The organism is Klebsiella sp. TF21-TM (assembly GCF_019753495.1).
Taxonomy (GTDB): domain Bacteria; phylum Pseudomonadota; class Gammaproteobacteria; order Enterobacterales; family Enterobacteriaceae; genus Klebsiella; species Klebsiella quasipneumoniae.
Map to the genome: position 1 here is coordinate 1 of NZ_JAIJYL010000020.1, position 22,765 is coordinate 22,765.

The 22,765-nt window shown below is 55.5% G+C and carries 24 protein-coding genes, 1 tRNA gene and 3 pseudogenes; 24 read left to right on the forward strand and 4 right to left on the reverse strand.

All coding sequences use genetic code 11. The annotated features are described in order from the left end of the window. From K5R89_RS18095 to K5R89_RS18125, 8 genes and pseudogenes are all read left to right on the forward strand, one after another. Positions 1-245 (forward strand): annotated as a pseudogene (locus tag K5R89_RS18095) (ead/Ea22-like family protein); the annotation flags it as partial. Between the two features lie 119 nt (positions 246-364). Beyond that, the gene (locus tag K5R89_RS18100; protein ID WP_181481104.1) at positions 365-883 is read left to right on the forward strand and encodes a hypothetical protein; all 519 of its coding nucleotides are present in this window, start codon (positions 365-367) and stop codon (positions 881-883) included. Next, positions 880-1,041: pseudogene (locus K5R89_RS27490) on the forward strand (DUF551 domain-containing protein); the annotation flags it as partial. The gene K5R89_RS18100 and the pseudogene K5R89_RS27490, both read left to right, overlap by 4 nt. Next, a pseudogene (locus K5R89_RS27495) lies at positions 1,039-1,281 on the forward strand (DUF551 domain-containing protein); the annotation flags it as partial. The pseudogenes K5R89_RS27490 and K5R89_RS27495, both read left to right, overlap by 3 nt. Next, on the forward strand, positions 1,281-1,619 hold the full coding sequence (locus K5R89_RS18110) for a hypothetical protein (protein WP_217259507.1): 339 nt from the start codon (positions 1,281-1,283) through the stop codon (positions 1,617-1,619). The pseudogene K5R89_RS27495 and the gene K5R89_RS18110, both read left to right, overlap by 1 nt. A gap of 76 nt (positions 1,620-1,695) precedes the next feature. Continuing rightward, the gene (locus K5R89_RS27500; protein WP_017896964.1) at positions 1,696-2,025 is read left to right on the forward strand and encodes a hypothetical protein; all 330 of its coding nucleotides are present in this window, start codon (positions 1,696-1,698) and stop codon (positions 2,023-2,025) included. Between the two features lie 58 nt (positions 2,026-2,083). Further along, the gene (locus K5R89_RS18120; protein WP_217259508.1) at positions 2,084-2,704 is read left to right on the forward strand and encodes a terminase small subunit; all 621 of its coding nucleotides are present in this window, start codon (positions 2,084-2,086) and stop codon (positions 2,702-2,704) included. Next, positions 2,701-4,176 carry a terminase gene (locus K5R89_RS18125; protein ID WP_217259509.1) on the forward strand — a complete coding sequence of 492 codons (1,476 nt, stop codon included), beginning with the start codon at positions 2,701-2,703 and terminating at the stop codon, positions 4,174-4,176. Before K5R89_RS18120 ends, K5R89_RS18125 begins: the two co-directional genes overlap by 4 nt. A gap of 33 nt (positions 4,177-4,209) precedes the next feature. On the opposite strand, the gene K5R89_RS18130 is transcribed toward K5R89_RS18125, so the two are convergent. Together K5R89_RS18130 and K5R89_RS18135 are read right to left on the reverse strand one after the other, a co-directional pair. Beyond that, positions 4,210-4,392: a hypothetical protein gene (locus K5R89_RS18130; protein WP_182250296.1), complete on the reverse strand. Its 183-nt coding sequence runs from the start codon at positions 4,390-4,392 to the stop codon at positions 4,210-4,212. Between the two features lie 249 nt (positions 4,393-4,641). Beyond that, a tRNA-Arg gene (locus tag K5R89_RS18135) sits at positions 4,642-4,718 on the reverse strand. Positions 4,719-5,137: 419 nt separating this feature from the next. Between K5R89_RS18135 and K5R89_RS18140 the strand changes: the two genes are divergently transcribed. Genes K5R89_RS18140 through K5R89_RS18215 form a run of 16 tightly spaced genes read left to right on the forward strand, consistent with a single transcriptional unit; the run spans position 5,138 to position 21,875 of the window. After that, positions 5,138-5,344, forward strand: a complete 207-nt coding sequence (locus K5R89_RS18140; RefSeq protein ID WP_004141368.1) for a hypothetical protein — start codon at positions 5,138-5,140, stop codon at positions 5,342-5,344. A 14-nt stretch (positions 5,345-5,358) separates the two neighbouring features. Continuing rightward, positions 5,359-7,041, forward strand: a complete 1,683-nt coding sequence (locus tag K5R89_RS18145) for a portal protein (protein WP_004141366.1) — start codon at positions 5,359-5,361, stop codon at positions 7,039-7,041. Then, positions 7,038-7,337 carry a hypothetical protein gene (locus K5R89_RS18150; RefSeq protein WP_004141364.1) on the forward strand — a complete coding sequence of 100 codons (300 nt, stop codon included), beginning with the start codon at positions 7,038-7,040 and terminating at the stop codon, positions 7,335-7,337. The genes K5R89_RS18145 and K5R89_RS18150 overlap by 4 nt, the downstream gene beginning before the upstream one ends. Further along, positions 7,334-7,657: a phenylalanyl-tRNA synthetase subunit beta gene (locus K5R89_RS18155; protein ID WP_217259510.1), complete on the forward strand. Its 324-nt coding sequence runs from the start codon at positions 7,334-7,336 to the stop codon at positions 7,655-7,657. The genes K5R89_RS18150 and K5R89_RS18155 overlap by 4 nt, the downstream gene beginning before the upstream one ends. Before the next feature lie 11 nt (positions 7,658-7,668). Then, positions 7,669-8,358: a peptidase gene (locus K5R89_RS18160; protein ID WP_217259511.1), complete on the forward strand. Its 690-nt coding sequence runs from the start codon at positions 7,669-7,671 to the stop codon at positions 8,356-8,358. 14 nt (positions 8,359-8,372) lie between these two features. Further along, positions 8,373-9,359, forward strand: a complete 987-nt coding sequence (locus tag K5R89_RS18165; protein ID WP_048982556.1) for a major capsid protein — start codon at positions 8,373-8,375, stop codon at positions 9,357-9,359. 53 nt (positions 9,360-9,412) lie between these two features. Continuing rightward, positions 9,413-9,850, forward strand: coding sequence for a Bbp16 family capsid cement protein (locus K5R89_RS18170; RefSeq protein ID WP_217259512.1), 438 nt, complete (start codon positions 9,413-9,415; stop codon positions 9,848-9,850). A 10-nt stretch (positions 9,851-9,860) separates the two neighbouring features. Next, positions 9,861-10,202, forward strand: a complete 342-nt coding sequence (locus tag K5R89_RS18175) for a hypothetical protein (protein WP_004152442.1) — start codon at positions 9,861-9,863, stop codon at positions 10,200-10,202. Between the two features lie 50 nt (positions 10,203-10,252). Beyond that, complete coding sequence (gene gp10, locus K5R89_RS18180) at positions 10,253-10,576, forward strand: capsid staple protein (protein ID WP_217259513.1); 324 nt, start codon at positions 10,253-10,255, stop codon at positions 10,574-10,576. Next, complete coding sequence (locus K5R89_RS18185) at positions 10,576-11,181, forward strand: hypothetical protein (protein WP_004141350.1); 606 nt, start codon at positions 10,576-10,578, stop codon at positions 11,179-11,181. Before gp10 ends, K5R89_RS18185 begins: the two co-directional genes overlap by 1 nt. Continuing rightward, a complete protein-coding gene (locus K5R89_RS18190) occupies positions 11,181-13,658 on the forward strand; it encodes a hypothetical protein (protein ID WP_217259514.1) in 2,478 nt (825 codons plus the stop codon). Before K5R89_RS18185 ends, K5R89_RS18190 begins: the two co-directional genes overlap by 1 nt. Further along, positions 13,658-14,122: a hypothetical protein gene (locus K5R89_RS18195; RefSeq protein ID WP_074384769.1), complete on the forward strand. Its 465-nt coding sequence runs from the start codon at positions 13,658-13,660 to the stop codon at positions 14,120-14,122. Before K5R89_RS18190 ends, K5R89_RS18195 begins: the two co-directional genes overlap by 1 nt. Further along, a complete protein-coding gene (locus K5R89_RS18200) occupies positions 14,122-14,664 on the forward strand; it encodes a hypothetical protein (protein WP_217259515.1) in 543 nt (180 codons plus the stop codon). Before K5R89_RS18195 ends, K5R89_RS18200 begins: the two co-directional genes overlap by 1 nt. A 10-nt stretch (positions 14,665-14,674) precedes the next feature. Next, a complete protein-coding gene (locus tag K5R89_RS18205) occupies positions 14,675-17,209 on the forward strand; it encodes a hypothetical protein (RefSeq protein WP_217259516.1) in 2,535 nt (844 codons plus the stop codon). Next, the gene (locus K5R89_RS18210; protein WP_217259517.1) at positions 17,209-19,119 is read left to right on the forward strand and encodes a hypothetical protein; all 1,911 of its coding nucleotides are present in this window, start codon (positions 17,209-17,211) and stop codon (positions 19,117-19,119) included. The genes K5R89_RS18205 and K5R89_RS18210 overlap by 1 nt, the downstream gene beginning before the upstream one ends. Beyond that, complete coding sequence (locus K5R89_RS18215) at positions 19,119-21,875, forward strand: hypothetical protein (protein WP_217259518.1); 2,757 nt, start codon at positions 19,119-19,121, stop codon at positions 21,873-21,875. Before K5R89_RS18210 ends, K5R89_RS18215 begins: the two co-directional genes overlap by 1 nt. A 225-nt stretch (positions 21,876-22,100) precedes the next feature. Here the strand turns inward: K5R89_RS18215 and K5R89_RS18220 are convergent, their stop codons facing one another. Next, on the reverse strand, positions 22,101-22,253 hold the full coding sequence (locus tag K5R89_RS18220) for a transmembrane anchored protein (RefSeq protein ID WP_071606113.1): 153 nt from the start codon (positions 22,251-22,253) through the stop codon (positions 22,101-22,103). 98 nt (positions 22,254-22,351) lie between these two features. Continuing rightward, on the reverse strand, positions 22,352-22,648 hold the full coding sequence (locus K5R89_RS18225; RefSeq protein WP_004200532.1) for a hypothetical protein: 297 nt from the start codon (positions 22,646-22,648) through the stop codon (positions 22,352-22,354). Positions 22,649-22,765: the final 117 nt, after the last annotated feature.

Below are 22,765 nucleotides of genomic sequence, written 5' to 3' on the forward strand. Positions count from 1 at the left end.
CCCCGGCGGAGACCATGGAGCTGGTAGAGGCACTGGAATCAGAGAAACGTATTTGCGCAACGTGGAGAAAAACAGCTGAGGCTAACAGCGAAAAGCTGGAGAAGGCGCAGCAGCAAATGACTGAAAGCGAAAATCGCGTTCGCAAGCAGAATCGCCACATCTGTGAGCTGTTCGACGATAACACAGCACTGCGCCAGCGCATCGCCGGGCTGGAGGCCCGCACCGTGAAGCTTCCGAAGCTAAAAATGCTCGAAGACTATCTCGCAGAGGTAGCAATTGAAGAGAGGAAACAGATTTTGTTCGGCGTGAAACTGGAGTTTCATCGTGCGTGTGTTAACGCTGGCATCAAGGTGGAGGCTGAGTGATGGCGCTGACACACGATGAACTTTGCCAGATAGCCTATCAATTCCTCAAGCGGAACGGCTTCAAAGTCTGCTTTCACGATCGCTTTGTCGCTGTCACCAGTACCGGTGAGCAGCCAGACGCGATGGGGTTCAGGAATTTCGCATCCTGCCTGATAGAGGCGAAGTGTTCCCGTGCCGACCTACTGGCAGACAGGAAGAAACGCTTCCGGATACGCCCGGAGCTTGGCATGGGTGACTGGCGATTCTTTATCAGCGAGCCGGGGATTATCTCTGTCGAAGACCTTCCGCCAGGCTGGGGGTTACTGCATGTAGTCAATGGAAAGGTTCGAAAGGTTCACGGATGGCCACAGGGAAACTGTTGCTGGGGAAACGCAGAGGATAAGCCATTCACCGGCAATAAGCAGGTCGAATGCGATTACATGCTGTCAGCACTGCGTCGGATGGAACTGAGAGGCCATCTAAATGAGATTTATGACGGCGTGATAGTTAACCGGGCAGCAGAAGGAGTCAACCAATGACCAATAACCAGTTAGCAGAAAACAGCGTCATCCAGCTTTTGAACAGTGTCAAACTGGCGCGCGATAACGCAGAACGCGCCGACAATCGAGCTGACCACTCGTTTTATTACGCGCTGACGATTGCTCTGGAAGAGCTACAGGAACGCCGCAAGGCCGCAGCCGCCCCGCAACTACCCGGCAGTGAACCCGCTACCGTGCCGGGTAAATGGATTCCGGTCAGAGAGCGGATGCCGGAAGTTGGCGACATCGCGCTTACCGCAATGGGAGGGGTGGTTAACGTTGGCGAAATGGAGTGCTCTGCTGCAAATTGTCGTTTCTTCACATCAGTTATTTCTGGGCGCGAGTTACCGGCGACTCACTGGATGCCGCTGCCGGCCGCACCGCAGGAGGTGAAGTGATGCCTAAATCCCCCGCAGAACGCAAAGCCGCGCAGCGCGCGCGGCAGTCCGCCGCCGGTGAGAGAAAGCTCGAGCTGGTGCTTGATGAGCAGGAGCAGGAAATGCTGGCGCGGAACTGCGCCGCCCGGCGCCCTGGTCGTGCGCCGTATGAAATGGCTGAGTACATCGCGTTGCTAATTCGTCAGGATGATGCCCGGGTGCGCGGCAAGATTAACGCCATCAGTAAGCGCCGATGCGGGAAGTGCGGCGATCAACTGCCGGTGGCATCATGCCCTTGCTCTGGTGACTCTCAGTGCTGGGCCACTCTTGGCTGGCACGAAACAAAACTATCGCTGTGACATGTCACGTAATATTGACTAAACCCTCGCATGATTATACTGTTTATATATACAGTATTTTTATGTGAGGTTCATCATGGGCTTTCCATCACCTGCCGCAGACTACGTTGAGCAAACGCTAACCGTTTCCCGCCTTTGTCAGTATGACGCCAACTGTCGCGCCCTGGAGACTGCCGCCGGTTATGCCATCGTCGATGTCTGCCGCCGGCCAAAGCAGGGTGATCATGTCCTTATCGCGTATGCCGGAAAAACTGAATTTGCTGTTGTCCGCGGGCAGGCGCTTATCACTGATGATGGTGAGGCGCTGGAAGGGGATGCCCTGGACGATGTTGAAGTGCGGGGTGTCGTTACCTACCTGATAAACCGGGCCGGGTGGGTGAGTGATGATGATATTCCGATCATGTAACATCGCTGGTGGCATGGTATTATTACCTAAAAGGTAATTATTTTTGGGAGTATTTACCATGCCAAAGGATCCGAAGCGCAAATCAACTCAGTACAAACCGTTGACGGTGATGCAGGAAGCCTACGCCAAGGAGTATGTGAAATGCCCTGAAAATCAGACGCAGGCGGCCATCAATGCCGGGTTCTCCCCCAAGTCTGCCCACGTCAAAGCCAGCACGATGATGCGTGATGAGCGTATCCAGAAACGAATCGCTGAGCTCATGGAGGAGCGCAACAAGCGCCTGCGCGTCAGCGCCGATTACGTGCTGCTGCGCCTGGTGGAAATCGACCAGATGGATGTGCTGGATATCCTGAACGATGACGGCGGGATGAAGCCGATCGCTGAATGGCCGAAGGTCTGGCGTACCTCTCTCAGTGCTATGGATATCGCTACCATCAAGACGACCCAGGCTTCTCTGCAAAAAGAGAATGGCGAGGCTGATCTCTCTGTTGAGGATGTCGAGCATATCCTGAAGAAGGTGAAATGGCCCGACAAGGTGAAGAACCTCGAGCTAATCGGTAAGCACGTCGACGTTAACGCGTTCAAAGAGCGCATGGAAGTTAACGTGAACGTCACTATCGCCGACCGCATGGCCGCCGCGCGCAAGCGCCTGAAAGAGCGCAATGGTGGTGACCAGTGACAGACGCCGATTTATCCCCGGAAGAACAGCTGATCGACGATATCGCCAGCTTCACCCATGACCCGCTTGGCTATGCGCTGTATGCGTTCCCGTGGGGTGAGGATGGCACCGAACTGGCGCACGCCTCCGGGCCGCGACAGTGGCAGGCTGACGCATTCCGCGAGATAGGCGAGCACCTGCAGAATCCCGCGACTCGTCACCAGCCGCTGATGATTTCCCGCGCATCCGGGCACGGCATCGGCAAATCTGCGTTCATCTCGATGCTGATTAACTGGGCTATGTCCACCTGTGAAGATTGCAAGGTGGTGGTGACCGCTAACACCGACAACCAGCTGCGCACGAAGACCTGGCCGGAAATCATCAAATGGTCGAACCTGGCTATCACGAAAGAGTGGTTCACCTGCACCGCAACCGCGATGTACAGCAACGATCCGGGCCACGACAAACGCTGGCGCGCCGATGCTATTCCCTGGTCTGAGCACAACACCGAGGCATTTGCTGGCCTGCACAACGAGCGTAAGCGCATCGTTGTGGTGTTCGACGAAGCATCCAACATCGCGGATCTGGTCTGGGAGGTTGCCGAGGGTGCGCTGACGGACGAGGATACCGAAATTATCTGGGTGGCGTTCGGTAACCCGACGCGCAACACCGGGCGATTCCGCGAGTGCTTCCGCAAATACAAGCATCGCTGGAAGTGCGCGCAAATCGACAGCCGCACCGTCGAAGGCACCAACAAGCAGCAGTTGCAGAAATGGGTGGACGACTACGGCGAGGATAGCGACTTTGTGAAGGTCCGCGTGCGCGGGATCTTCCCTGATGCGTCGGAGCTGCAGTTCATCCCTACCGGGCTGACTGATGAGGCGATGAAGCGCGTTGTTACCGCTGCGCAGGTGGCGCACGCCCCGCGAATAATCGGCGTCGACCCGGCATATTCCGGCGTGGATGACGCAGTGATTTATCTCCGCCAGGGGCTGCACAGCAAAGTGCTGTGGACCGGCAACAAGACCACCGACGATCTGATTATGGCGAAGCGTATCGCCGACTTTGAGTACCAGTACCAGGCTGACGCGGTGTTTATCGACTTCGGTTACGGTACCGGGCTGAAGTCCATCGGCGACGGCTGGGGCCGCACCTGGCAGCTTGTGCCGTTCGGCGGCGCATCGGCAGATCCACAGATGCTGAATAAGCGCGGCGAGATGTTCAACGCCTGTAAGACGTGGCTCAAGCTCGGCGGCGCGCTGGACGACCAGGAGACGGCGGACGACCTGTCCGCAGCAGAGTACAAGGTGAGGGTGGACGGTAAGATCGTCATGGAGCCGAAAGAGGATATTAAAGAGCGTTTGGGCCGGTCGCCGGGCAAGGGCGATGCGCTGCTTCTGACGTTCGCATACCCGGTGACGAAGCGTTCAGATTTCCCTGCTACCGGCGGCAAGCAGCCCAACGTGATCAGCGAGTACGACCCGTGGGCGTAAAAAAAAGCCCGCGCATCGGCGGGCCATTAATAATTACTGAGGGTTTCCGATAGTAAACCAAACTGTAGAATATAATGCTCCGTTGGAGTCGTGGGACTGAGATTCGGTGACCTTCAACAAAACCCACCCATTAGCCAAAAGATAGTTTGCCTTTTGAGTATCATCAGTCTGATCAATCTCTTTTATCTTGGATAAATCATAAGCCTGTTCTGACATAAAACCTCCTTGCTGTGTGAGTGTTTGATAATACCCGGCAGGTAACCAACTGGCAAAAAAATGCCCGGACGAACCGGGCGAAACAGGGATGATGGAAAGTGCCGTCCTTGGCTGGGTGTCACAGGGTTTACAGCATGAAGTCATCGCAATGGCGTCCTGCTGTAAAAAGGGCGGTGGTCAGAAAGGGAATAACTGCCACCGCCAAACTTGCACTGGAACTACGGGTATCACGGTCCTGAGGCGTGATTCTGGTGCAGCATGCAGGATTCGAACCTGCGACCAACCGCTTAGAAGGCGGTTGCTCTATCCGACTGAGCTAATGCCACAACGAAGAGAGCACTGATTACCACAGTGGACCACCCGGCGAGGGAGGCGTTGCTTCCGCCAATGCTCTCATCGTTGCATCCTCGTCTCTTCCGAGGTGTCACACCGTACCGCCACGATGGTGAGTCGCTGTCGTGCATGCAGGGCATGGCTTGCACATTCCGGCTACCCGCTGGGCCATGTACCAAGGAGCCCCCGGACCGCTATCGACGCATGTGCCATACGCCGGATGCTTTCACACCTGGAAGCGCACTCCGCCATCTGAGTAACGACAAAGCCACCAATGGAAGGGAATGGGGTGCGCTTTCATGTTGTGTTTACCAAAAAGGTAATAATTTATCGTCAAAAGGTCAATACACTACGACAAATAAATCATATGTGGTTAAATTGGTAATAATTTAAACGCGTATGGAGTATCGATATGTGCATTGGCAGCAAGCCTTCAGTGCCTGCAGCACCAGAAGTTCAGGCGGCTCCGCAGGAACAGGATCAGGCTGTAGTCGATTCCCGCGATGAAGAAACCAGGCGCCGTCGTGCGGCCGCCGGGCGTAGTTCTACGCTGCTGACCGGTGCGCAGGGTGATACCTCCGCCGCAAATACCAGCGGCAAAACGCTGCTCGGTCAGTAACTGGAGCGCGGCAGATGGCAGCGGAAACCCTGAAAGAGCAACTGCAAAAGCAGCAGGCACAGCTCACTAATGATCGCTCATCGTTCGATCCGCACTGGCGCGAACTGAGCGATTTCATCAATCCGCGTGGCTCACGCTTCCTGGTCACCGATGTAAACCGGGATGACCGCCGCAATACGAAAATTGTTGACCCCACCGCCACCCTGGCAGCACGCACGCTATCGAGCGGCATGATGTCGGGGATCACTTCTCCTGCGCGCCCGTGGTTCAAGCTGGCAACGCCTGACCCTGACATGATGGACTACGGCCCAGTGAAACTGTGGCTTGAAGTCGTTCAGCGCCGCATGAACGAAGTATTCAACAAATCCAATATCTACCAGTCGCTGCCGCTGCTTTACGCCAGCCTGGGGAATTACAGCACCGGCGCTATGGCTGTTCTGGAAGATGACAGCGACGTTATCCGCACGATGATGTTTCCGATCGGTAGTTACTACATGGCGAACTCTGCGCGCGGCAGCGTTGACACCTGTTTCCGCAAATTCTCCATGACGGTGCGCCAGCTGGTAATGGAGTTTGGCCTCAATAACGTCAGCGATTCAGTGAAGGGCATGTGGGATTCCGGGAACTACGAAAGCTGGATCGAAGTTATTCATGCCGTTTATCCGAACATCGACCGCGATACTGCCAAGCTCAACAGCAAAAATAAGCCGGTAAAATCGGTTTATTACGAGGTTGGCGGCGACAGCGATAAGTTGCTGCGTGAGTCTGGTTTCGATGAATTTCCGATTATGGCGCCGCGCTGGGAAGTGAACGGCGAGGACGTATACGGCTCATCCTGCCCGGGTATGATTGCCCTCGGCCAGGTTAAAGCTCTGCAACTGGAGCAGAAGCGAAAAAGCCAACTGATCGACAAGGCCACCAACCCGCCGATGGTTGGTCCGTCATCACTCCGCAACCAGCGTGTTTCCCTTTTGCCTGGCGATATCACCTATATCGATCAGGTAACCGGCCAGGATGGTTTCAAGCCTGCCTATCTGGTTAACCCGAATACCGCCGACCTGCTCGCCGATATCCAGGATACCCGGCAGATCATCAACAGCGCCTACTTTGTCGACCTCTTCATGATGTTGCAGAACATCAATACCCGCTCGATGCCGGTTGAAGCAGTGATCGAGATGAAAGAAGAGAAGTTGCTGATGCTGGGCCCGGTGCTGGAACGTCTGAACGATGAATGCCTGAACCCACTTATCGATCGCACCTTCTCCATCATGGCGAGAAAAAACCTTCTCCCGCCCCCGCCGGACGTCCTGCAGGGTATGCCGCTGCGCATTGAGTACATCTCGGTGATGGCGCAGGCGCAGAAATCTATTGGGCTATCCAGCCTGTCATCCACCGTCGGCTTCATTGGCCAGCTGGCACAGGCCAAACCGGAAGCGCTGGACAAACTCAACGTGGATCAAGCCATTGATGCATTCGCGGAGATGTCCGGTGTCTCGCCGACAGTCATCGTTCCACAGGAACAGGTTGAGCAGGTTCGCGAGCAGCGCGCTCAGCAGCAGCAACAGCAGCAAATGGTGGCTATGGGCATGGCTGCCGCTCAGGGTGCCAAGACTCTCAGTGAAGCGCAGACGGCGGATCCCAGCGTACTGACAGCACTTTCTAACGCAGCAGGTGCTCCTGCAGGTGGTCAGCAATGACAGATTTTGATGATGACCAGTTGGCTGCTGAATCTGCACGCGAGAAGGAAATCCTTCAACAGCGTGACATTGAAGATATCCGTTTCGTCATGGGTAGCGAGCAGGGCCGCCGGGTGATCTGGGGGGTACTGGAGCAGGGCAAGGTGTTTTCTGCCTGCTTTGCCGGTGATCCGCAAGTGACTGCTTTCAACGAGGGGCAGCGCAACCTGGCGCTGGCATTGTTCCAGCGCGTCATGGCGCACTGCCCTGAACAGTATCTGAAGATGGCCGCAGAGGCTAATGGGGTAATCAAATGACTCAGATCCAAAAACAGCGCGTAGTCCGTTTCGATGGCAATAAGCAGATCGTTGAAGTTCCCGATCCGGCGCCGGCGGTAATTGGCGCGCCCACGACCACTGACTACGGCGGCGTAAAGCTCGGAGCCTCCATTGCCGCCGCTGCGGCAGCTACCGCAACCGCAGATACCGCATCCAGTGCAAGCGATGTGGCTGGTCTCCTTGTTGATCACAACGACCTGGTGACGAAGTACAACGCGATTCTCAATGATGCCGCGGCTCTTCGTACCACGCTGAATGCTGTCCTTACGCAGCTGAAAGCCAAAACAATTCCTGTTTAAGGGGATGAGCAATGACTTTGTTTGAACGTTTGTTACACCGCCGTCTTTGCAATGAGCAGCCCGCTGATGGCGGCGCTGCGCCGGCAGCATCTGAACCATCTGCACCAGGCACAGGTCCTGCCCCTCAGGGCGATCAGCCTGCACAACAGGATGGTGAAAACCCTTCCATTGATGGTGAAGGCCAGCAAGAAAAGGCTGAGAACCAGGACGGAGAGCAGCAAAAAGCCGAGAAAGAGCAGAAGCAGGAAGGCGCGCCAGAGAAGTATGAATTTACGGCTGCCGATGGCGTCGACCTGGATACCGAAGCGCTGAAAGATTTCGAGCCGGTAGCGCGCGAGCTGAACCTGACCAATGAGCAGGCGCAGAAGCTGGTGGATGCATACCCGAAAATTCTGGCCGGTGTGCAGCAGCGTCAGGCAGAAGCCTGGCAGGCGCAAACTGAAGAGTGGGCAGCAACTGTGAAGGCCGATAAAGAAATCGGCGGCGATAAGTTGACGGCCAACCTCGGTGTTGCTCAGCGAGCCCTAGACACCTTCGGCACGCCGGCGCTGAAAGAGTATCTGAACGGCACAGGGCTGGGTAATCACCCGGAGCTGGTTAAGGCGTTCGTCAAAGTAGGAAAAGCCATGTCAGAAGATGGCGTGGTGACAGGAAAAGAAAGCGGTCAGCGTAGTGCGGCCGAAGTGCTTTATGGCAAATAAGAGAGGATATAACCATGGCTGTTAAAGGCATTACTGCGCTGACGCTGGCAGACTGGGGTAAGCGCATCGACCCGAACGGGAAAGTCGATAAAATTATCGAACTCCTTTCCCAAACCAACCCGATCCTGCAGGACATGTTGATCGTTGAAGGCAACCTGCCGACAGGTCATCGTACGACCATTCGCTCTGGCCTGCCGTCGGCGACCTGGCGTCTGCTCAATTACGGCGTCCAGCCGAGCAAATCGACCACTGTGCAGGTTACCGATGGCATTGGCATGCTGGAAACCTATGCGGAGATTGATAAATCTCTGGCAGATCTGAACGGAAATACCGCTGAATTTCGGCTGTCAGAAGATCGCGCTTTCCTCGAGGCGATGAATCAGCAGATGGCTCAAACGCTTTTTTATGGCGACTCCAGCGTTAACCCGCAGCAGTTCATGGGCCTGTCTTCTCGCTACTCCGACCTGACGGCTACCAACGCGCAAAACATTATCGACGCCGGCGGTACTGGCACCGATAACACTTCAATCTGGCTCATTGTATGGGGCGAAAACACCGTTCACGGTATCTTCCCGAAAGGCCAGAAAGCAGGTCTGCAGATGGAAGATAAAGGCCAGCAGACTCTGAAAGATGCCAGCGGCGGCCAGTATGAAGGCTACCGCACCCACTATAAGTGGGATAACGGCCTGTGCCTGCGCGACTGGCGCTACGTTGTGCGCATCGCGAACATCGATATCAGCGACCTGTCCGATCCTGCTGCGGCAGCGAACATCGCCAAGCTCATGGTGAAAGCGCTGCATCGCATCCCTAACCGTGGCATGGGGCGCCCGGTGTTCTACATGAACCGCACTGTAGCCCAGGCTCTTGACCTGCAATCGCTGGAGAAATCCTCTCTGGCGATTAGCGTCAAAGAGACTGAAGGCGATTGGTGGACCAGTTTCCGCGGCGTTCCGATTCGCGAAACCGATGCGCTTCTGGAAACTGAAGCTCGCGTGGTTTAACCCCTGACTATAACCAGCGGCCCGGTAACGGGCTGCTAAATGGAGAAATGAAGATGATCCTCGACAAACTGTTGATGTTCTCCGAAGCGCAGGCGGTTACGGCTACTGCTGCTTCTACCGATGTTATTGACCTGGCGCCTGTCGACGGCACCCGCCGTGATATCGGCGTTGGTTATCTGCTGGAGTTTTGGGCTCTCGTTAACACCACGGCCACCGCTGCTGGCGCCGCCACCGTCAACGTGCAGTTGCAGACCAGCCCTGACAACAGCACCTGGACGACCATTTATGACAGCGGCGCCCTGGCTCTGGCAGCGCTTAAAGCTGGTAAGCGCGTTGTGTCGGCGAAGGTACCGGCGGGCGTTCTGCGCTATCTGCGTGTGAACTACTCCGTAGCCACCGGCCCGCTGACTGCTGGCGCGTTCACCTCTGGTATCAACCTGGACGTTGATGCTAATACCCCGTACCCGACCCGCTCTAAAGTGACCGGCTAAGGAGATATCGATGTCAGCTGAAAAAGCAAAATACCGCGTGCTGCGTCTGTCCCATATCCATAACAACCTCTGGCCGGAGGGTTCAGAGATTGAGTATGACGGGGTGCCTGGCTCCGCGCTGGAGCCGCTGAACGAAGCGGCGAAGGAAGCAAAGGCGAAGGCAACGCAAAAGGTTGTGGCTCCCGCCGTCGTTAAACCTGAGCCGCTGAACGAAGGCGGTGGTGGCGATGACGAGCTGGATAAGCTCCGCGAAGAGTACGAGCTGCTCTTTAACGAGAAGCCTCATCACAACACCAAAGCCGAAACGCTGCGCGAGAAGATCGCCGAAAAGCGAAAAGATTTAGGCGTCTGAGCCTCAGAATAAACCAGGGGGCTTCGGCCCCTTTCTTGTAGGAGCGTTCTATGGAAATGGTCAATCTCAAAACCGGCACCGACAGCTACCAGGATGAAAGCGGCGAGACCAAAACCCGTGACGAATATCCGTGGGGGCTGTGCATCACGCTGAACAATGACACCCTGAATAAGCTGAAAGCGCAGCCGCAGAATGTAGGCACTGAGGTGATGATCACCGCAAAAGCAGTGATTAAGGGTATCTCGGCGCGTGAAGGCGACGATGGCACTTTCCGCAGCGCGGATCTGCAAATCACCGATATGGCGCTGTCGCCTATTTCAGGTGAGGCGCCGAAGACGGCGGCGCAGACGCTTTACGGTGAAGGGGGCGAGTAATGGCCTCTGTCATTGAGATCTGCAACCGGGCACTGAGCAACATCGGTAATAACCGGAGTATCAACAGCCTTGAAGAAGCCAGCAAAGAAGCCGGGCAATGCTCGCTGTATTACGAGTCGATTCGAGATGCTGTGCTGGCCGACTTTGACTGGAATTTTGCGACCAAGAATATCGCGCTGGCTGACACCAACAACCCGCCGCAGGACTGGGCATTCGCATACACGTATCCGACTGACTGCCTGAAGATTATTGAAATTCCGGTCCCCGGTGTTCGGTATCCAACGGCTGCCATGCGCGTGCAGTATGTGGTCGGCGCGGACAGCGCCGGCACGGGGCGACTGATTTACACCGATCTGCCGCAGGCCTGGCTTCGGTATGTTGCCCGCATCACCGACGTGAACATGTTCGATCCCATCTTCCAGGAGGCTCTATCCTGGCGCCTGGCCGCGGCTATTAACATGGTTCTCACGGGTAATGCCGACCTCGGCAATAATGCCCTGAGTATGTATAGCCGGATCATCCTCAGCGCTGGCTCTCACAGCATGAACGAATCGCAGGAACCGCAAATGCCTGACGATCCTTTTACCGTAGCGAGGATGTGCTGATGGCTGTTAGCTGGATACAACCGAGCTTCTCAGGTGGCGAAATTGCTCCATCGCTCTATGGCCGCATCGATATGGCGAAGTACCAGGTGGCACTGCGCAAGTGCGATAACTTTATTGTGCGGCAGTATGGCGGGGTAGAGAACCGCCCGGGCACGCAGTTCATCGCCGCGGCGAAATACCCGGATCGCAAATGTCGCCTGATACCTTTCCAGTTTTCGACGGTGCAGACCTATGCGCTGGAGTTTGGTCACAATTACATGCGCGTCATCAAAGACGGCGGCCTGGTGCTCACCACCGGCGATGTGATTTACGAGCTGGCGACACCTTATACAGAAAATGATGTTTTCGGCCTGAAATTCACCCAAAGCGCCGACGTGATGACGATCGTGCACCCGTCCTATCCGCCTAAAGAATTGCGCCGGTATGCGCATGACAACTGGCAGATCGTCGATGTGCAGACAACTAACGGCCCGTTTGAGGATATCAACGTCGACGAGTCCAAAACTGTCTGGGCCAGCGCCACCACTGGCACAATCACTCTTACCGCGAGCTCTGCAATATTCGGCGCCGAACAGGTCGGAAAGCTGTTCTACCTCGAGCAGCCAGCCGTTGACTCTGTACCGGTATGGGAAACCAGCAAGAGCACATCGATCGAGGATATCCGGCGCGCCGACAGCAACTACTATCGCGCCAATACCGAAGGAAAAACCGGGACGCTACGCCCATCACACACCGAAGGTATGGCGTGGGATGGCTGGGGCGGAACCGGCGATGATGATACAGGCGTGCAGTGGGAATACCTGCATAGTGGTTTTGGCATTGTGCGGATCACTGCCGTCGTCGGTGACGGGCTGACTGCAACCGCTGATGTGGTTTCTCGTATCCCTGAGAACGTTGTCGGTGCTGACAAGGCCAGCTACAAGTGGGCGCGCTATGCATGGAACAGCGTCAATGGCTACCCGGCGACGGTCGTCTACTACCAGCAGAGGCTGTACTTCGCTGCGTCTCCTGCGTATCCGCAAACCATCTGGGCCAGCCGTACCGGTGACTATAAAGACTTCGGCAAGAGCAACCCGACGCAGGACGATGACAGGATCGTTTATACCTACGCTGGCCGGCAGGTTAACGAAATTCGCCACCTTATCGATGTCGGATCGCTGGTTGTTCTGACCTCCGGCGGTGAGTTTGTTGTGACCGGTGACCAGAATAAAGTGCTTACGCCGTCTGCATTCTCCCTGAGTTCTCAGGGCTCAAACGGCTGCAGCGATGTCCCTCCTATCGCGGTTTCGAATATCGCGCTCTTTATCCAGGAGAAGGGCAGCGTCGTGCGGGATCTGGCCTACTCGTTTGATGTTGATGGATTCCAGGGCAACGACCTGACAATCCTCGCTAATCACCTTTTCCAGAAGCGCAGCATTGTCGACTGGGCGTTTTGTATTGTTCCGTTTTCCAGCGCGTTCTGCGTGCGTGACGATGGAAAATTGCTGGTGCTGACCTATCTGCGTGATCAGCAGGTTTTCGCCTGGTCTCCGCAATCCAGCGCCGGGAAATATGAGAGCACTTGCGGTATCAGTGAAGGCAGCGAGGATGCGATCTATTTCGTGGTTAACCGCACTATCAACGGCCAGACGAAACGCTATATCGAGAGGCTGGCAAGCCGCCAGTTCACCGATGACCTTGACGCTTTCTTTGTCGACAGCGGACTGACCTATGACGGACGCAACACCGGCAGCCGGGCGGCGACTATCACCGGTGGAAGCGGGGACTGGAGTTATCAGGTGCCGTATACCCTGACGATGAGCGGGGCCAGCTATTTTACCGCGGGAGACGTCGGCGCACAGATCCAGTTCCCCTACACAGGAACCGATCCTGAAGATGGTAGCGCCGTTGCCATGCAGCTGCGCTGCGACATTATTTCGGTTGAAAGCGGCAACTCGGTAACCGTCACAGCCAACAGGAATATTCCTCCTGTCCTGCGCAATACCGCCACCACTAACTGGTATATGGCCCGCCAGACATTCGCCGGACTCGATCACCTTGAAGGACAGACCGTCAATGTACTGTCCGACGCCAGTGTAGAGCCGCAGAAAGTCGTCACCGGCGGCGCCGTTACGCTGGAGAAACCCGGCGCAGTGGTCCACATCGGCCTGCCGATTAACGCCCAGTTTGAAACCCTGGACATCAATATTAACGGGCAGGAGACGCTGCTCGATAAGAAACAGCTGATCAATTCCGTGACGCTGGTGGTCAACGCCAGCCGAGGCATCTGGGCATCAACTCCAGGCGGCCAGTGGTACGAATACCCTCAGCGCGAGTTTGAGTTTTACGACGATCCGGTTGATGACGCCACAGGCAAAGTAGAGGTCAAACTCGACAGCAACTGGGATAAAAATGGGCGGGTAAAAATTCGTCAGACTGACCCGCTGCCGCTTTCTGTGCTGGCGGTGATCCCCCGCATCACCGTGGGAGGTTTCTAATGATTAACGCTCAGATAGTCCCGGCCACCGCAGCGCACATCGCTGAAATTATCCCCCGCGTGCGCCTGGCAGACATCGAAGAGTTTGCCGCCACGAATGGCTGGAGTGCTTCCCGTGTTCTGGAATGTGGCCTTCGCACATCAACCTTCTGCTGTGCCGGTTTGATAAACGGCCGCGTTGTCACCGTCTTTGGCGTGGCACCCGCTTCAATGATTGGCGGCAGCGGGATCCCCTGGCTTGTCGGCACGGATGATCTGGAGCGCTATCAGCGCACATTTCTGCGCCGCTGCCGGAAGGTGGTTGCTGCAATGCTGTCCGTCTATCCGTATCTCGAAAATTATGTCGATGCCCGTAACCACGTCGCAAAAGCGTGGCTGCACTGGCTCGGTTTTACCCTGGAAGACCCGGCGCCGTATGGTGTGCTCGGCCTGCCGTTCCACCGCTTTTACATGGAGAAAAACTGATGTGTGAACCAGCAACCATCGCCGCCGGCGCAACACTTGTGATAGGCGCTATGTCAGCATACAGCCAGCATCAACAAGGTAAATATGCCCAGGCGGTTGCTAACCAGAATGCTGATATTGCCGAAAATCAGGCGCAGGATGCCGTTAACCGCGGCAATATTCAGGCTGAAGAGGTGCGCCGCCGAAGCCGGCAGGCTGCCGGTACACAGGCCGCGACTATGGGCGCAACCGGGGCCGATCTTTCCTCTGGCACATCATTGGATATTTTCGGTGATACGGCGCAGTTCGGGACGCTCGACGCGCTTACTACCGTGAATAATGCGCAGCGAGAGGCGTATGGGTACCAGGTTCAGGGTATGAATGCGATCGCAGAAGGGAATGCAGCAAAAAGTCAGTCCAACGCTGCTGTAACCCAAACGTTACTCACGGCACCGCTGAAAGCCTATGGCGCGTATCAGACGTTTGGTGGCACATGGAGTCCGTTCACACAGAGCAAGGCCGCACCAATTTCTGCTGCCATCGGCACGCCTTCCGGTCGATAAGGAGAAAACCATGCCAGTTGTACCAACCGTAGCCGGTCGTCAGGTTGAAAGCCGCGGCGTTTCCACTCAGGGATTTCAGGCATTCGATCAACCAAACGCAGGCGATGCGCTGCTGAGCGCGGGAAGCCAGGCGCTTGACGTATTCGGCCAGGCTAAACAGCGCGCAGATGTCGCTATGGCACAGGATGCATCGCTGCAACTGACGCAGACCGCAAGCGATCTGATGACCAACCCGCAGAATGGCCTGCTTAACCTGCAGGGTAAAAATGCCCTCGGCAAGGGGCAGGAATACACCCAGCTCTTTGACGCAAAGGCTCAGGAGCTGGCGATGCAGTTGCCGGAGTCGGCGCGCCAGGGATTCCTGCAGCAGGCTCAGCAGCAGCGCATCCAGTTTACATCTCAGGCTGGCCGGCATGAGATAGGGCAGCTCAATGCGTATGAAGAGGGGCAGTTCCAGGCAACGCTGACCACCGGCGCCAAAACCGCTTCGGCGATGTACGGCGATAACGCCAACTATGTGCTGGCTAATCAGCAGGCGTTTCAGCAAATAGAAACCTTCGGCGCCGCACATGGGTGGAGTCCTGAGCAGATACAGGCCAAAAAGGTGGAATTCAAAGAGAAGGTAGCAGATGGCGCGCTTTCTCAGTGGTCAGCAAATAACGCGATCGGCTTCATTCATAGCAACGGTGAGCTGAGCGATACGGCCGCCGGTTCACGCCGTGCTGTCGCCGGCGGCGGTGAAGCATCAGCAGATGGCCCGCGAGGGGTACGCAACAACAACCCGGGGAACTTAGAGGCGAGCTCTTCTAACCCGTGGATTGGCCAGAATGGTAGTGATGGACGGTTTGCTAAATTCGAGACCCCTGAACACGGGATCCGCGCGCTGGGGCGCAACCTAATATCCTACCAGCGGCAGGGGATTGATACCGTTGGCGAGATCATTAACCGCTGGGCGCCGCCGTCTGACAATAACGACACGGCCGCATACATCAAAGCGGTTTGCGCGCAGCTCGGCGTCACTGCTAACCAGCCTCTTGATGCTTCCAATCCTGACACGCTGCAGGCGCTCTGCGCCGCCATCATCAAACATGAAAATGGCACGCAACCATACAGTTCTGACCAGCTATCAACCGGCGTCAGCGCAGCGCTGGGCCTCTCTCAGTTGCCAACCAGCAATAAACGCTACACCGGCAATGCAGCATTCGACGCCGCAACGCCGGAAGCACAGGCCACTTTTCTGCGCCAGGCTGACCAGATCCGCCGGCAGCAGCAGGCCGAATACAGAACGGCTATCGATAGCCAGGTTCGCGACGCCACCGCGGCTTATATGCGAGGTGTTGAGTTCCCAAACCCGCCAGGGGAAGCTGATTTTATGGCTGCCTACGGCGTGCGGGATGGAAGCCAGCGTTACACCGAATTCAGGAATACGCAGATTGCCGGGCAGTACATTGGCTCATTCCGCAACATGCCGACCAGCAGCATCACGGCATACGTCAACCAGTTGAAGCCGACGCCGGAACAGACAGGGGAGGGTTATGCATCGCGAGCTGAATTATTCGACCAGGTATCAGCCGCCGCTACGAAGGTGATCAGCCAGCGCCAGAATATTCCGTTCAATGCCGCGGTGGACATAGGTGCCTATAAGCCTATCTCAAGTAACAATCCAAACGATATCACTGCTGAAGTAGCCAACCGCTTTTCATCTCAGGATCGGCTGCGTGAGCTTGGAATCAATGCCCCGATACTAAGCAGTGAAGAGGCTAATGCTCTGGCTCAGCAGGTACGCGGAACGCAAAATGTCGACCAGACGATAAAGCTCCTGCAGAACATGGGCGAGACTCTTCCGGCTCCCGCGATGCGGCAGGTTGCGTCAGCCATTGCACCGAGCAGCGCGGCAACCGCCTACTCTGCGCTGTTGCTCGGCACCCCGGATAATCAGTACGACAACACGAAGCCATCGATCGCGTACAGCCAGTTCATTGGCTACAAGCCGACCATGAATAAATATGATGTCTCCAAAGTTATCCTAGCCGGTGATCAACTGCTTAACCCCACTAAGGGCATGAAAGATGCCGGGATCACACCGGTGCAACTACCCAGCGAGGACAAGCTGAAGCGTGCATTTGATGATCAGGTTGGCAATGCATTTGCCAATAACCCGCAGGCCAGACAGCTGAGTTATAGCCTGTTCAAATCCGCTTACGCCGGGATCGCTTACCAGTCTGGAGATGCATCAATGACCCGCACCGATGCGGCTAATTCGGATGTGGTAGAGAAGGCCGCGCAATACGCCACTGGAGGGGTTTACAAAGGCTTCAATGGCGGTGACGTGGTAATGCCGTTCGGCATGGATAAATCCACTTTCAAGGATCGCTACACAGTGGCGGCACAGCAAGCGCTGAAAGACGCCGGACTGAATGAAAATGCCGCTTCAAACTTTACGCCGGTGAACATTGGCAATAACCAGTATCGCCTGGTTAGCGGCAGCGGGCGCTGGGCGACAGACCCAAAAACAAATCAGGCAATAGTCGTGAGGGTTGAATAATGGCCGATGTATTTTCTCTGGCTCCTGAAGGCCAGGCATGGACGGACGATAAAACGACAGCCAACCCGGCGCGGCCAGAAGACTATGATCCGACGTTTTTTCAGGGATCTATTTCCGCACCTGTGCGCGGTGTAGCGGAGGGAACAATCGGGCTGGCGCAGTCTGCCGTTGGTTTCAGCAAGCGACTTATCAGCGATCCAGCATTCACGGCAGATGTGGCGCCGACGGTGAACATTTTCCGCATTATGTTCCCTGACGCTGATAAAGCCCTGAACGACACCTATGACACGATCGGTAAGCAACTGCAGGGCGCGCGCGGTTATGTGAAACCAGACGCCGGCAGTCAGGGTACGGCCGCAGAGGTGCTTTATGGGCTCGGCCAGTTTGCGCCAGCGATTGGTGCCTCAATCATCGGCGGCCCTACGGTCGGCGCCGCCACGGCTTTTGGATCTACCTATGAGCAGTCATATCAGGACTTCAGAGCCAAAGGTGTAGACGAGTCCACAGCGCGTAATCTGGCTGCGCAACAGAGTTCCTTCAATGCCGCAGGCATGGCGCTTCCCGCTGCTATCGGTACAACGCTGGCCACGCGCATTGCGTCAGGTGTCGCAATCAACACAGGATTTGGTGGCCTTAACCGTTATTCAGTTGGCGAAACACTGGAGGAGAAAGGTTATTCCGATATGGCGAAGCAGTACCGGGTATTTGACGGGCAGGCGATGCTGGTTGACGCTGTGCTTGGCGGTGCCTTTGGTGGTGCTCATCACCTGGCATCGCGAAATGCTGATACGCCACCTCCGGCAGATGCCGAAGCGCCGATCCCCGCGGCAGAGGTTCAGAGCGTACCTGACGAAACTGCTTCACCGTCACCGGGAAATGAGGCAGCACCGCAACCTTCCCCGTTAGGTGATGGCCCTACTGCGCCAGAGGTGCCGCAGGTTACCTACGAATCGCGAATGAGTGAATTGCAGCAGAACGCAGATCAGCTTTTATCCCGTGGTGACAGGAAGGTGTGGCAGTCAGAGATTGCTAATGGTGAGCGTACAGTAGCGAAACTTGAGGCTCAGGATAAAGCCATCCGTGATGCAGCACCAACCGGAAGCGGTGGCGCTAATCGCCGTTATTATGCTGAAAACAGGGCGCAGCTTGATGACATAGCCAACCAGCTCGCTACTGCCAGAGAGCGCCTTCAGAATGCCCGCGACACTCTTGCGCCACATCAGCAGGGCGGTCAGTTTTATGAGGCCCGCGCTGATCTGTCCCGTATTCAGCAGGGGATCATCCCTGAAAGTATGCGTGGCCTGGTGCGTGAGACAGAAATTAAACCTAGCGACATCGATGCGGCCCACACTCTGAACGAGGGGCTTTATTACGACATCGAGTCGTCCCCGGTTCTGCATGCCAGCAACGAAAGTATCAACAGCCATGTGTCGGCCATGGATGAAGCGTATCGCCAGCTTTCTGACGGGCAACCGGTGAACATCGGAATGATGGCCCGTGGGCTGGATGGTCCGACGCGGCCCGGCATGCTGGAATCAGCAAACGAGCAGTACCATGCAATGCGGCAGGTTTTCGAAGAGAATGGTGTCATGTATGAAACGCCGTCAGAACTGGCTGGAGAAGCTCCGGCGCCGCGCGCAGAAAGTGCATTTACGGCAGCCGACGAAACTGGCGGGCAGGTCAGTGTTGATCCTGACACCGGCCAGGCGATTTCATCAAACAGTTACGACCTGATGGCCGCACGTGATATGGCAACTGCGAATCCAGAATTAACGATCGCGCACCCTGACACCGGACAGCCAGCAAAACTTTCTGACGTTCTGGCTGAATTTGACGACCAGATCCAGACCGTACAGGCAGAGTCGAAAGTTTATTCCGTTGCAGCAGCGTGCTTCCTGAGGAACCCATAATGAAACAGGCATGTGTTGAAGCCATTGCCCAGACGCTGGGTCGCCAGCCCAAGGCTGATGAGCTGAAAAATATTGAAGACCGGATCAAAGAGGCCGTGCGCGACGTTCACCAGAAAAACGCCCGGGATGGCAAGACTGGTATCCCTGATGCACAGACGTACATGGAGGCCGCTGAGCTTGTGCGTCAGCGCGTTGTGCACGATGTCTATAAGAAGCGCCAGCGCGTCGCACAGAACGCGCTGGCCATCAGCAGGGTAACAGACACCCTCGATGCGAATATCCCGCCAGAACAGCAGACACCCGCCAATTTGCAGCAGTTTATCTTTGCTGGTCGGCGTACCTCTGATGGTAAAGATATTGCCGTGACATCTGCAGAGGAACTGGCGACAGGCGCCTATCAGGACTGGTCGCGCCAGCTCAGCGCTGAACTGCTGAAAGCCGGTGATGACGTTAGAAAATTCTTTGAGCAGAGTAAAGCGCTTGGTGAACAGCGTTTCCGCAGTCTCTTCGACCAGCAGGCTGCTAAATCAGCACAGTTCCAGATCCTGAAGGAGCTTTACGGTGAAGACACCGGTAACCCTCAGGCGAAGAAAATCGCACAGGTTTGGAATGACGTAACCAGCCGGGCACGGCAGGAGATGAACGACAACGGTTTTGATATCGGGTTGCGCGACGACTGGCATTTGCCGTATGTAGACGACGCCGATTTTATCCGCAACGCCGGGCGCGATGAGTGGCTGGCATCTTTGCCGCTGGCAGAACAGGCTAAGGCGCGACTTTCAGGCCGCCAGCCGCCGATTGAGTTTGCACGGCAGGCATGGGTGGATGACGTTTACAACACCCAGGATCGCAGCAATTACGTTAATCCTGACGGCAGCCCGATGAATGACATCGAGTATCGCCAGGCGCTGGAAGCGATCTTTGAAACGAAGGCCACCGACGGTGCCAACAAAATCGACCCGGGCGCATTCATGGGGACCGGCGGGATAAAGAACCGCGGTTCCCAGAGCAGGGTAATGGCGTTTAAAGACGCCCAATCCCATTTTGCCTACATGGAGCGCTACACTCAGCAGCCGGTGGCGGGTGTAATGATGTCGCACCTGCAATCTTCCTCTCGCGATTTGGGGGTTGTGAAAGCATTCGGACCTGATGCTGCAAGAAACTTTTCCCTGGTACTGGACCGTGTCTATCAGCGTGCGGTGACCGGCGGAAAAGAAGTCGGCAAGATGAACGATGAGCGCAAGATGGTCGAGCGCATGTTTAACTCAATGGCCGGCCTTAATGGTGCGGCCACATCGAGCGTATTCACGTCAGCTGTTGGCGGTCTCCGTAACCTTATGACCAGCGCCATGCTCGGTACCAGCGTTCTGACCGCAACCAGCGATCAGGCTATCATGCGCGCGAATGCGCAGGCATTAGGCTTTGACCGTAATGGCATGCGGCTCTCTGCAAATACGCTGAGAAACCTGTTTAACGGCGATGCGAAGCGCGCGAATGCGGAGCTTGGCCTGCTGGTAGATTCGCATGCTGCTGTCGTCTCTAAGATGGGAGGTTTTGACCTGTCTCGCGGCATTACCGGCTGGTTTGCTGAGAAAACCCTGAAGTGGTCCGGGCTGATTGCAATGGACCGGGCAAACAAGGCGTCATTTGGCCTGCTGATGTATAAAAACATTGGCGAGCTAACCCGCAAATTTAAGACCCTTGATGAAGTTAAGGGCTCAGATAAAACCATCCTGGCAAATAAGGGATGGAGTAATGAGGACTGGGCTATCATGGCAGCGGCAGAGCTGCGGCCAATGACTACAGCAGGACATATGGGCATGACGCCGGACGCTATTTACGCCGTTCCGGATGAGGTGATCACCAATATTATGGCTGACAGGATCGCCCAGGTGCGCGCCGGTAGTGATACGGCACTGGCAGCTCTTGGCGATATGTCACCTGAACGCCTGAAGCGGATGAAGGAAGCATTCGACGCAGAGGCCGAGCAGACGATTACTCGCATGGTGCGTAACGCCCGGGCGGAAGCTGCTCAGAAATTGCTGGGGATCACTCATGGTGAGATGACCAGCGCAGTGACAACGGCCACCGGTCTGGATACCTACGCCCGCGATGATGCAGGCCAGCTGCTTAAAAGCTTCATGCTCTTTAAAACCACGCCGTTCGCTGGTTTTCGCCAGTTGGTTAACAGGGCGAGCGATCTGGATACTGTGCCAGCCATCAAATTCCTGGCGTCCTATATTGCGGGTACGACGCTGGCCGGGATGTTTGCTAACCAGATGAACAGCCTGCTGACAGGCAATGACCCGCTGGACATGACAAAGCCTACCACTTGGGTGCAGGCGTTGCTGAAAGGCGGTTCGTTCGGTATCTATGGCGATTTCCTGTTCCAGGATCACACGCAATATGGGTCAAGCATCGCGGCCACAATTGGCGGTCCGGTATTGAGTTTCGCCGAACAGCTGACAAAGTTGCTGATCACCAACCCACAGAAAGCGCTTCAGGGAGAAGATACTTCTTTCGGCGCCGATGCGCTAAAGACCGCTCGGATGATCACCCCGTTTGCCAACCTCTGGTATGCTAAAGCCATTACCAATCACCTGATCCTGCAACAGCTTCAGGAGATGGCAAACCCAGGGTACAACGACAGGGTAAGGGACCGCGCGCAGCGGGAATTCAACACAACGAGCTGGTGGGAGCCAGGAGATACCTCTCCGCGCCGCGCCCCAGATCTTGGAAAGGCGGTGGGGAATTGATGGAAATAATGATGAATATTGCGCTGATATTTTTTTGGTTTGTAGTCGTCGTTGTTTGTGGAACCGCTTATTTCTTTACGATTATATTTGCTCTTAAGAAAGGCTGGATTGGTGATACAAGTTCGAAGGTCATATATTTTATAACCTTCGTTATTCTGGCGGCTGTAGTGTACAAGCTACCATTAGTGTGACATGTCACAAAGGCCGCTTTCGCGGCCTTATTTATTACTGACCGCCGGGGCGAGAATCAGCAGAACGGCCGCCGCAACGCGATCCGTCAGCAGCTGTATCATTATCATGCTGGCAGTTACCAGCAAAAGCCTGTGTAGCAGAACCCAGAGACATCAGAACAAACAGGACAGCGATTACTTTTTTCATTTTTACTTACCGTGCGTAGACCACTGAATGTGGCGATGTGATTGTAGAATTATGTTCGGTTTTTAGCCATAGAAGATTCCTAGTCTGGTAAGGTTCCGTTACCTCAGATGCTGCCGCAACTGCATTGCGCAGAAATCCAGGTGTGTTTGCAGCTCCCGCATAGACAACTGCGAGCTTGTCACATAATTAACCAGTGCCACCAGTTCCGCCGCCGCACCGCTGACATCGTGGCCGTCTCGCTCCATTTCCCTGAGCAACTCCATCAGCTGTGATTTTACAACCAGGGATCTGACCCCTTCCGGGGTGTGAATACGATCCGCAAAACCTTCGTCGACAGGATACTGGTACCGCTCTGGCATTAGGAATACTCCCATAAATACTGTATATATATACATATATCAAAAGGTAACAAAGTTTTCCAGAGCTCTTTTGTTTACCTTAATGGTAATGTTTTTGCTCGTTTAGATCTGTTTTATTCATATATGGTTTGATGGGTAATAGAATGATCTCCA

Excerpts from the sequence above, each read along its gene's own strand:
- K5R89_RS18100 (WP_181481104.1), top strand. The coding sequence starts at position 365 with ATGGCGCTGACACACGATGAACTTTGCCAGATAGCCTATCAATTCCTC.
- K5R89_RS18110 (WP_217259507.1), top strand. The coding sequence starts at position 1,281 with ATGCCTAAATCCCCCGCAGAACGCAAAGCCGCGCAGCGCGCGCGGCAG.
- K5R89_RS27500 (WP_017896964.1), top strand. The coding sequence starts at position 1,696 with ATGGGCTTTCCATCACCTGCCGCAGACTACGTTGAGCAAACGCTAACC.
- K5R89_RS18120 (WP_217259508.1), top strand. The coding sequence starts at position 2,084 with ATGCCAAAGGATCCGAAGCGCAAATCAACTCAGTACAAACCGTTGACG.
- K5R89_RS18130 (WP_182250296.1), bottom strand. The coding sequence starts at position 4,392 with ATGTCAGAACAGGCTTATGATTTATCCAAGATAAAAGAGATTGATCAG.
- K5R89_RS18140 (WP_004141368.1), top strand. The coding sequence starts at position 5,138 with ATGTGCATTGGCAGCAAGCCTTCAGTGCCTGCAGCACCAGAAGTTCAG.
- K5R89_RS18145 (WP_004141366.1), top strand. The coding sequence starts at position 5,359 with ATGGCAGCGGAAACCCTGAAAGAGCAACTGCAAAAGCAGCAGGCACAG.
- K5R89_RS18150 (WP_004141364.1), top strand. The coding sequence starts at position 7,038 with ATGACAGATTTTGATGATGACCAGTTGGCTGCTGAATCTGCACGCGAG.
- K5R89_RS18155 (WP_217259510.1), top strand. The coding sequence starts at position 7,334 with ATGACTCAGATCCAAAAACAGCGCGTAGTCCGTTTCGATGGCAATAAG.
- K5R89_RS18160 (WP_217259511.1), top strand. The coding sequence starts at position 7,669 with ATGACTTTGTTTGAACGTTTGTTACACCGCCGTCTTTGCAATGAGCAG.
- K5R89_RS18165 (WP_048982556.1), top strand. The coding sequence starts at position 8,373 with ATGGCTGTTAAAGGCATTACTGCGCTGACGCTGGCAGACTGGGGTAAG.
- K5R89_RS18170 (WP_217259512.1), top strand. The coding sequence starts at position 9,413 with ATGATCCTCGACAAACTGTTGATGTTCTCCGAAGCGCAGGCGGTTACG.
- K5R89_RS18175 (WP_004152442.1), top strand. The coding sequence starts at position 9,861 with ATGTCAGCTGAAAAAGCAAAATACCGCGTGCTGCGTCTGTCCCATATC.
- gp10 (WP_217259513.1), top strand. The coding sequence starts at position 10,253 with ATGGAAATGGTCAATCTCAAAACCGGCACCGACAGCTACCAGGATGAA.
- K5R89_RS18185 (WP_004141350.1), top strand. The coding sequence starts at position 10,576 with ATGGCCTCTGTCATTGAGATCTGCAACCGGGCACTGAGCAACATCGGT.
- K5R89_RS18190 (WP_217259514.1), top strand. The coding sequence starts at position 11,181 with ATGGCTGTTAGCTGGATACAACCGAGCTTCTCAGGTGGCGAAATTGCT.
- K5R89_RS18195 (WP_074384769.1), top strand. The coding sequence starts at position 13,658 with ATGATTAACGCTCAGATAGTCCCGGCCACCGCAGCGCACATCGCTGAA.
- K5R89_RS18200 (WP_217259515.1), top strand. The coding sequence starts at position 14,122 with ATGTGTGAACCAGCAACCATCGCCGCCGGCGCAACACTTGTGATAGGC.
- K5R89_RS18205 (WP_217259516.1), top strand. The coding sequence starts at position 14,675 with ATGCCAGTTGTACCAACCGTAGCCGGTCGTCAGGTTGAAAGCCGCGGC.
- K5R89_RS18210 (WP_217259517.1), top strand. The coding sequence starts at position 17,209 with ATGGCCGATGTATTTTCTCTGGCTCCTGAAGGCCAGGCATGGACGGAC.
- K5R89_RS18215 (WP_217259518.1), top strand. The coding sequence starts at position 19,119 with ATGAAACAGGCATGTGTTGAAGCCATTGCCCAGACGCTGGGTCGCCAG.
- K5R89_RS18220 (WP_071606113.1), bottom strand. The coding sequence starts at position 22,253 with ATGAAAAAAGTAATCGCTGTCCTGTTTGTTCTGATGTCTCTGGGTTCT.
- K5R89_RS18225 (WP_004200532.1), bottom strand. The coding sequence starts at position 22,648 with ATGTATATATATACAGTATTTATGGGAGTATTCCTAATGCCAGAGCGG.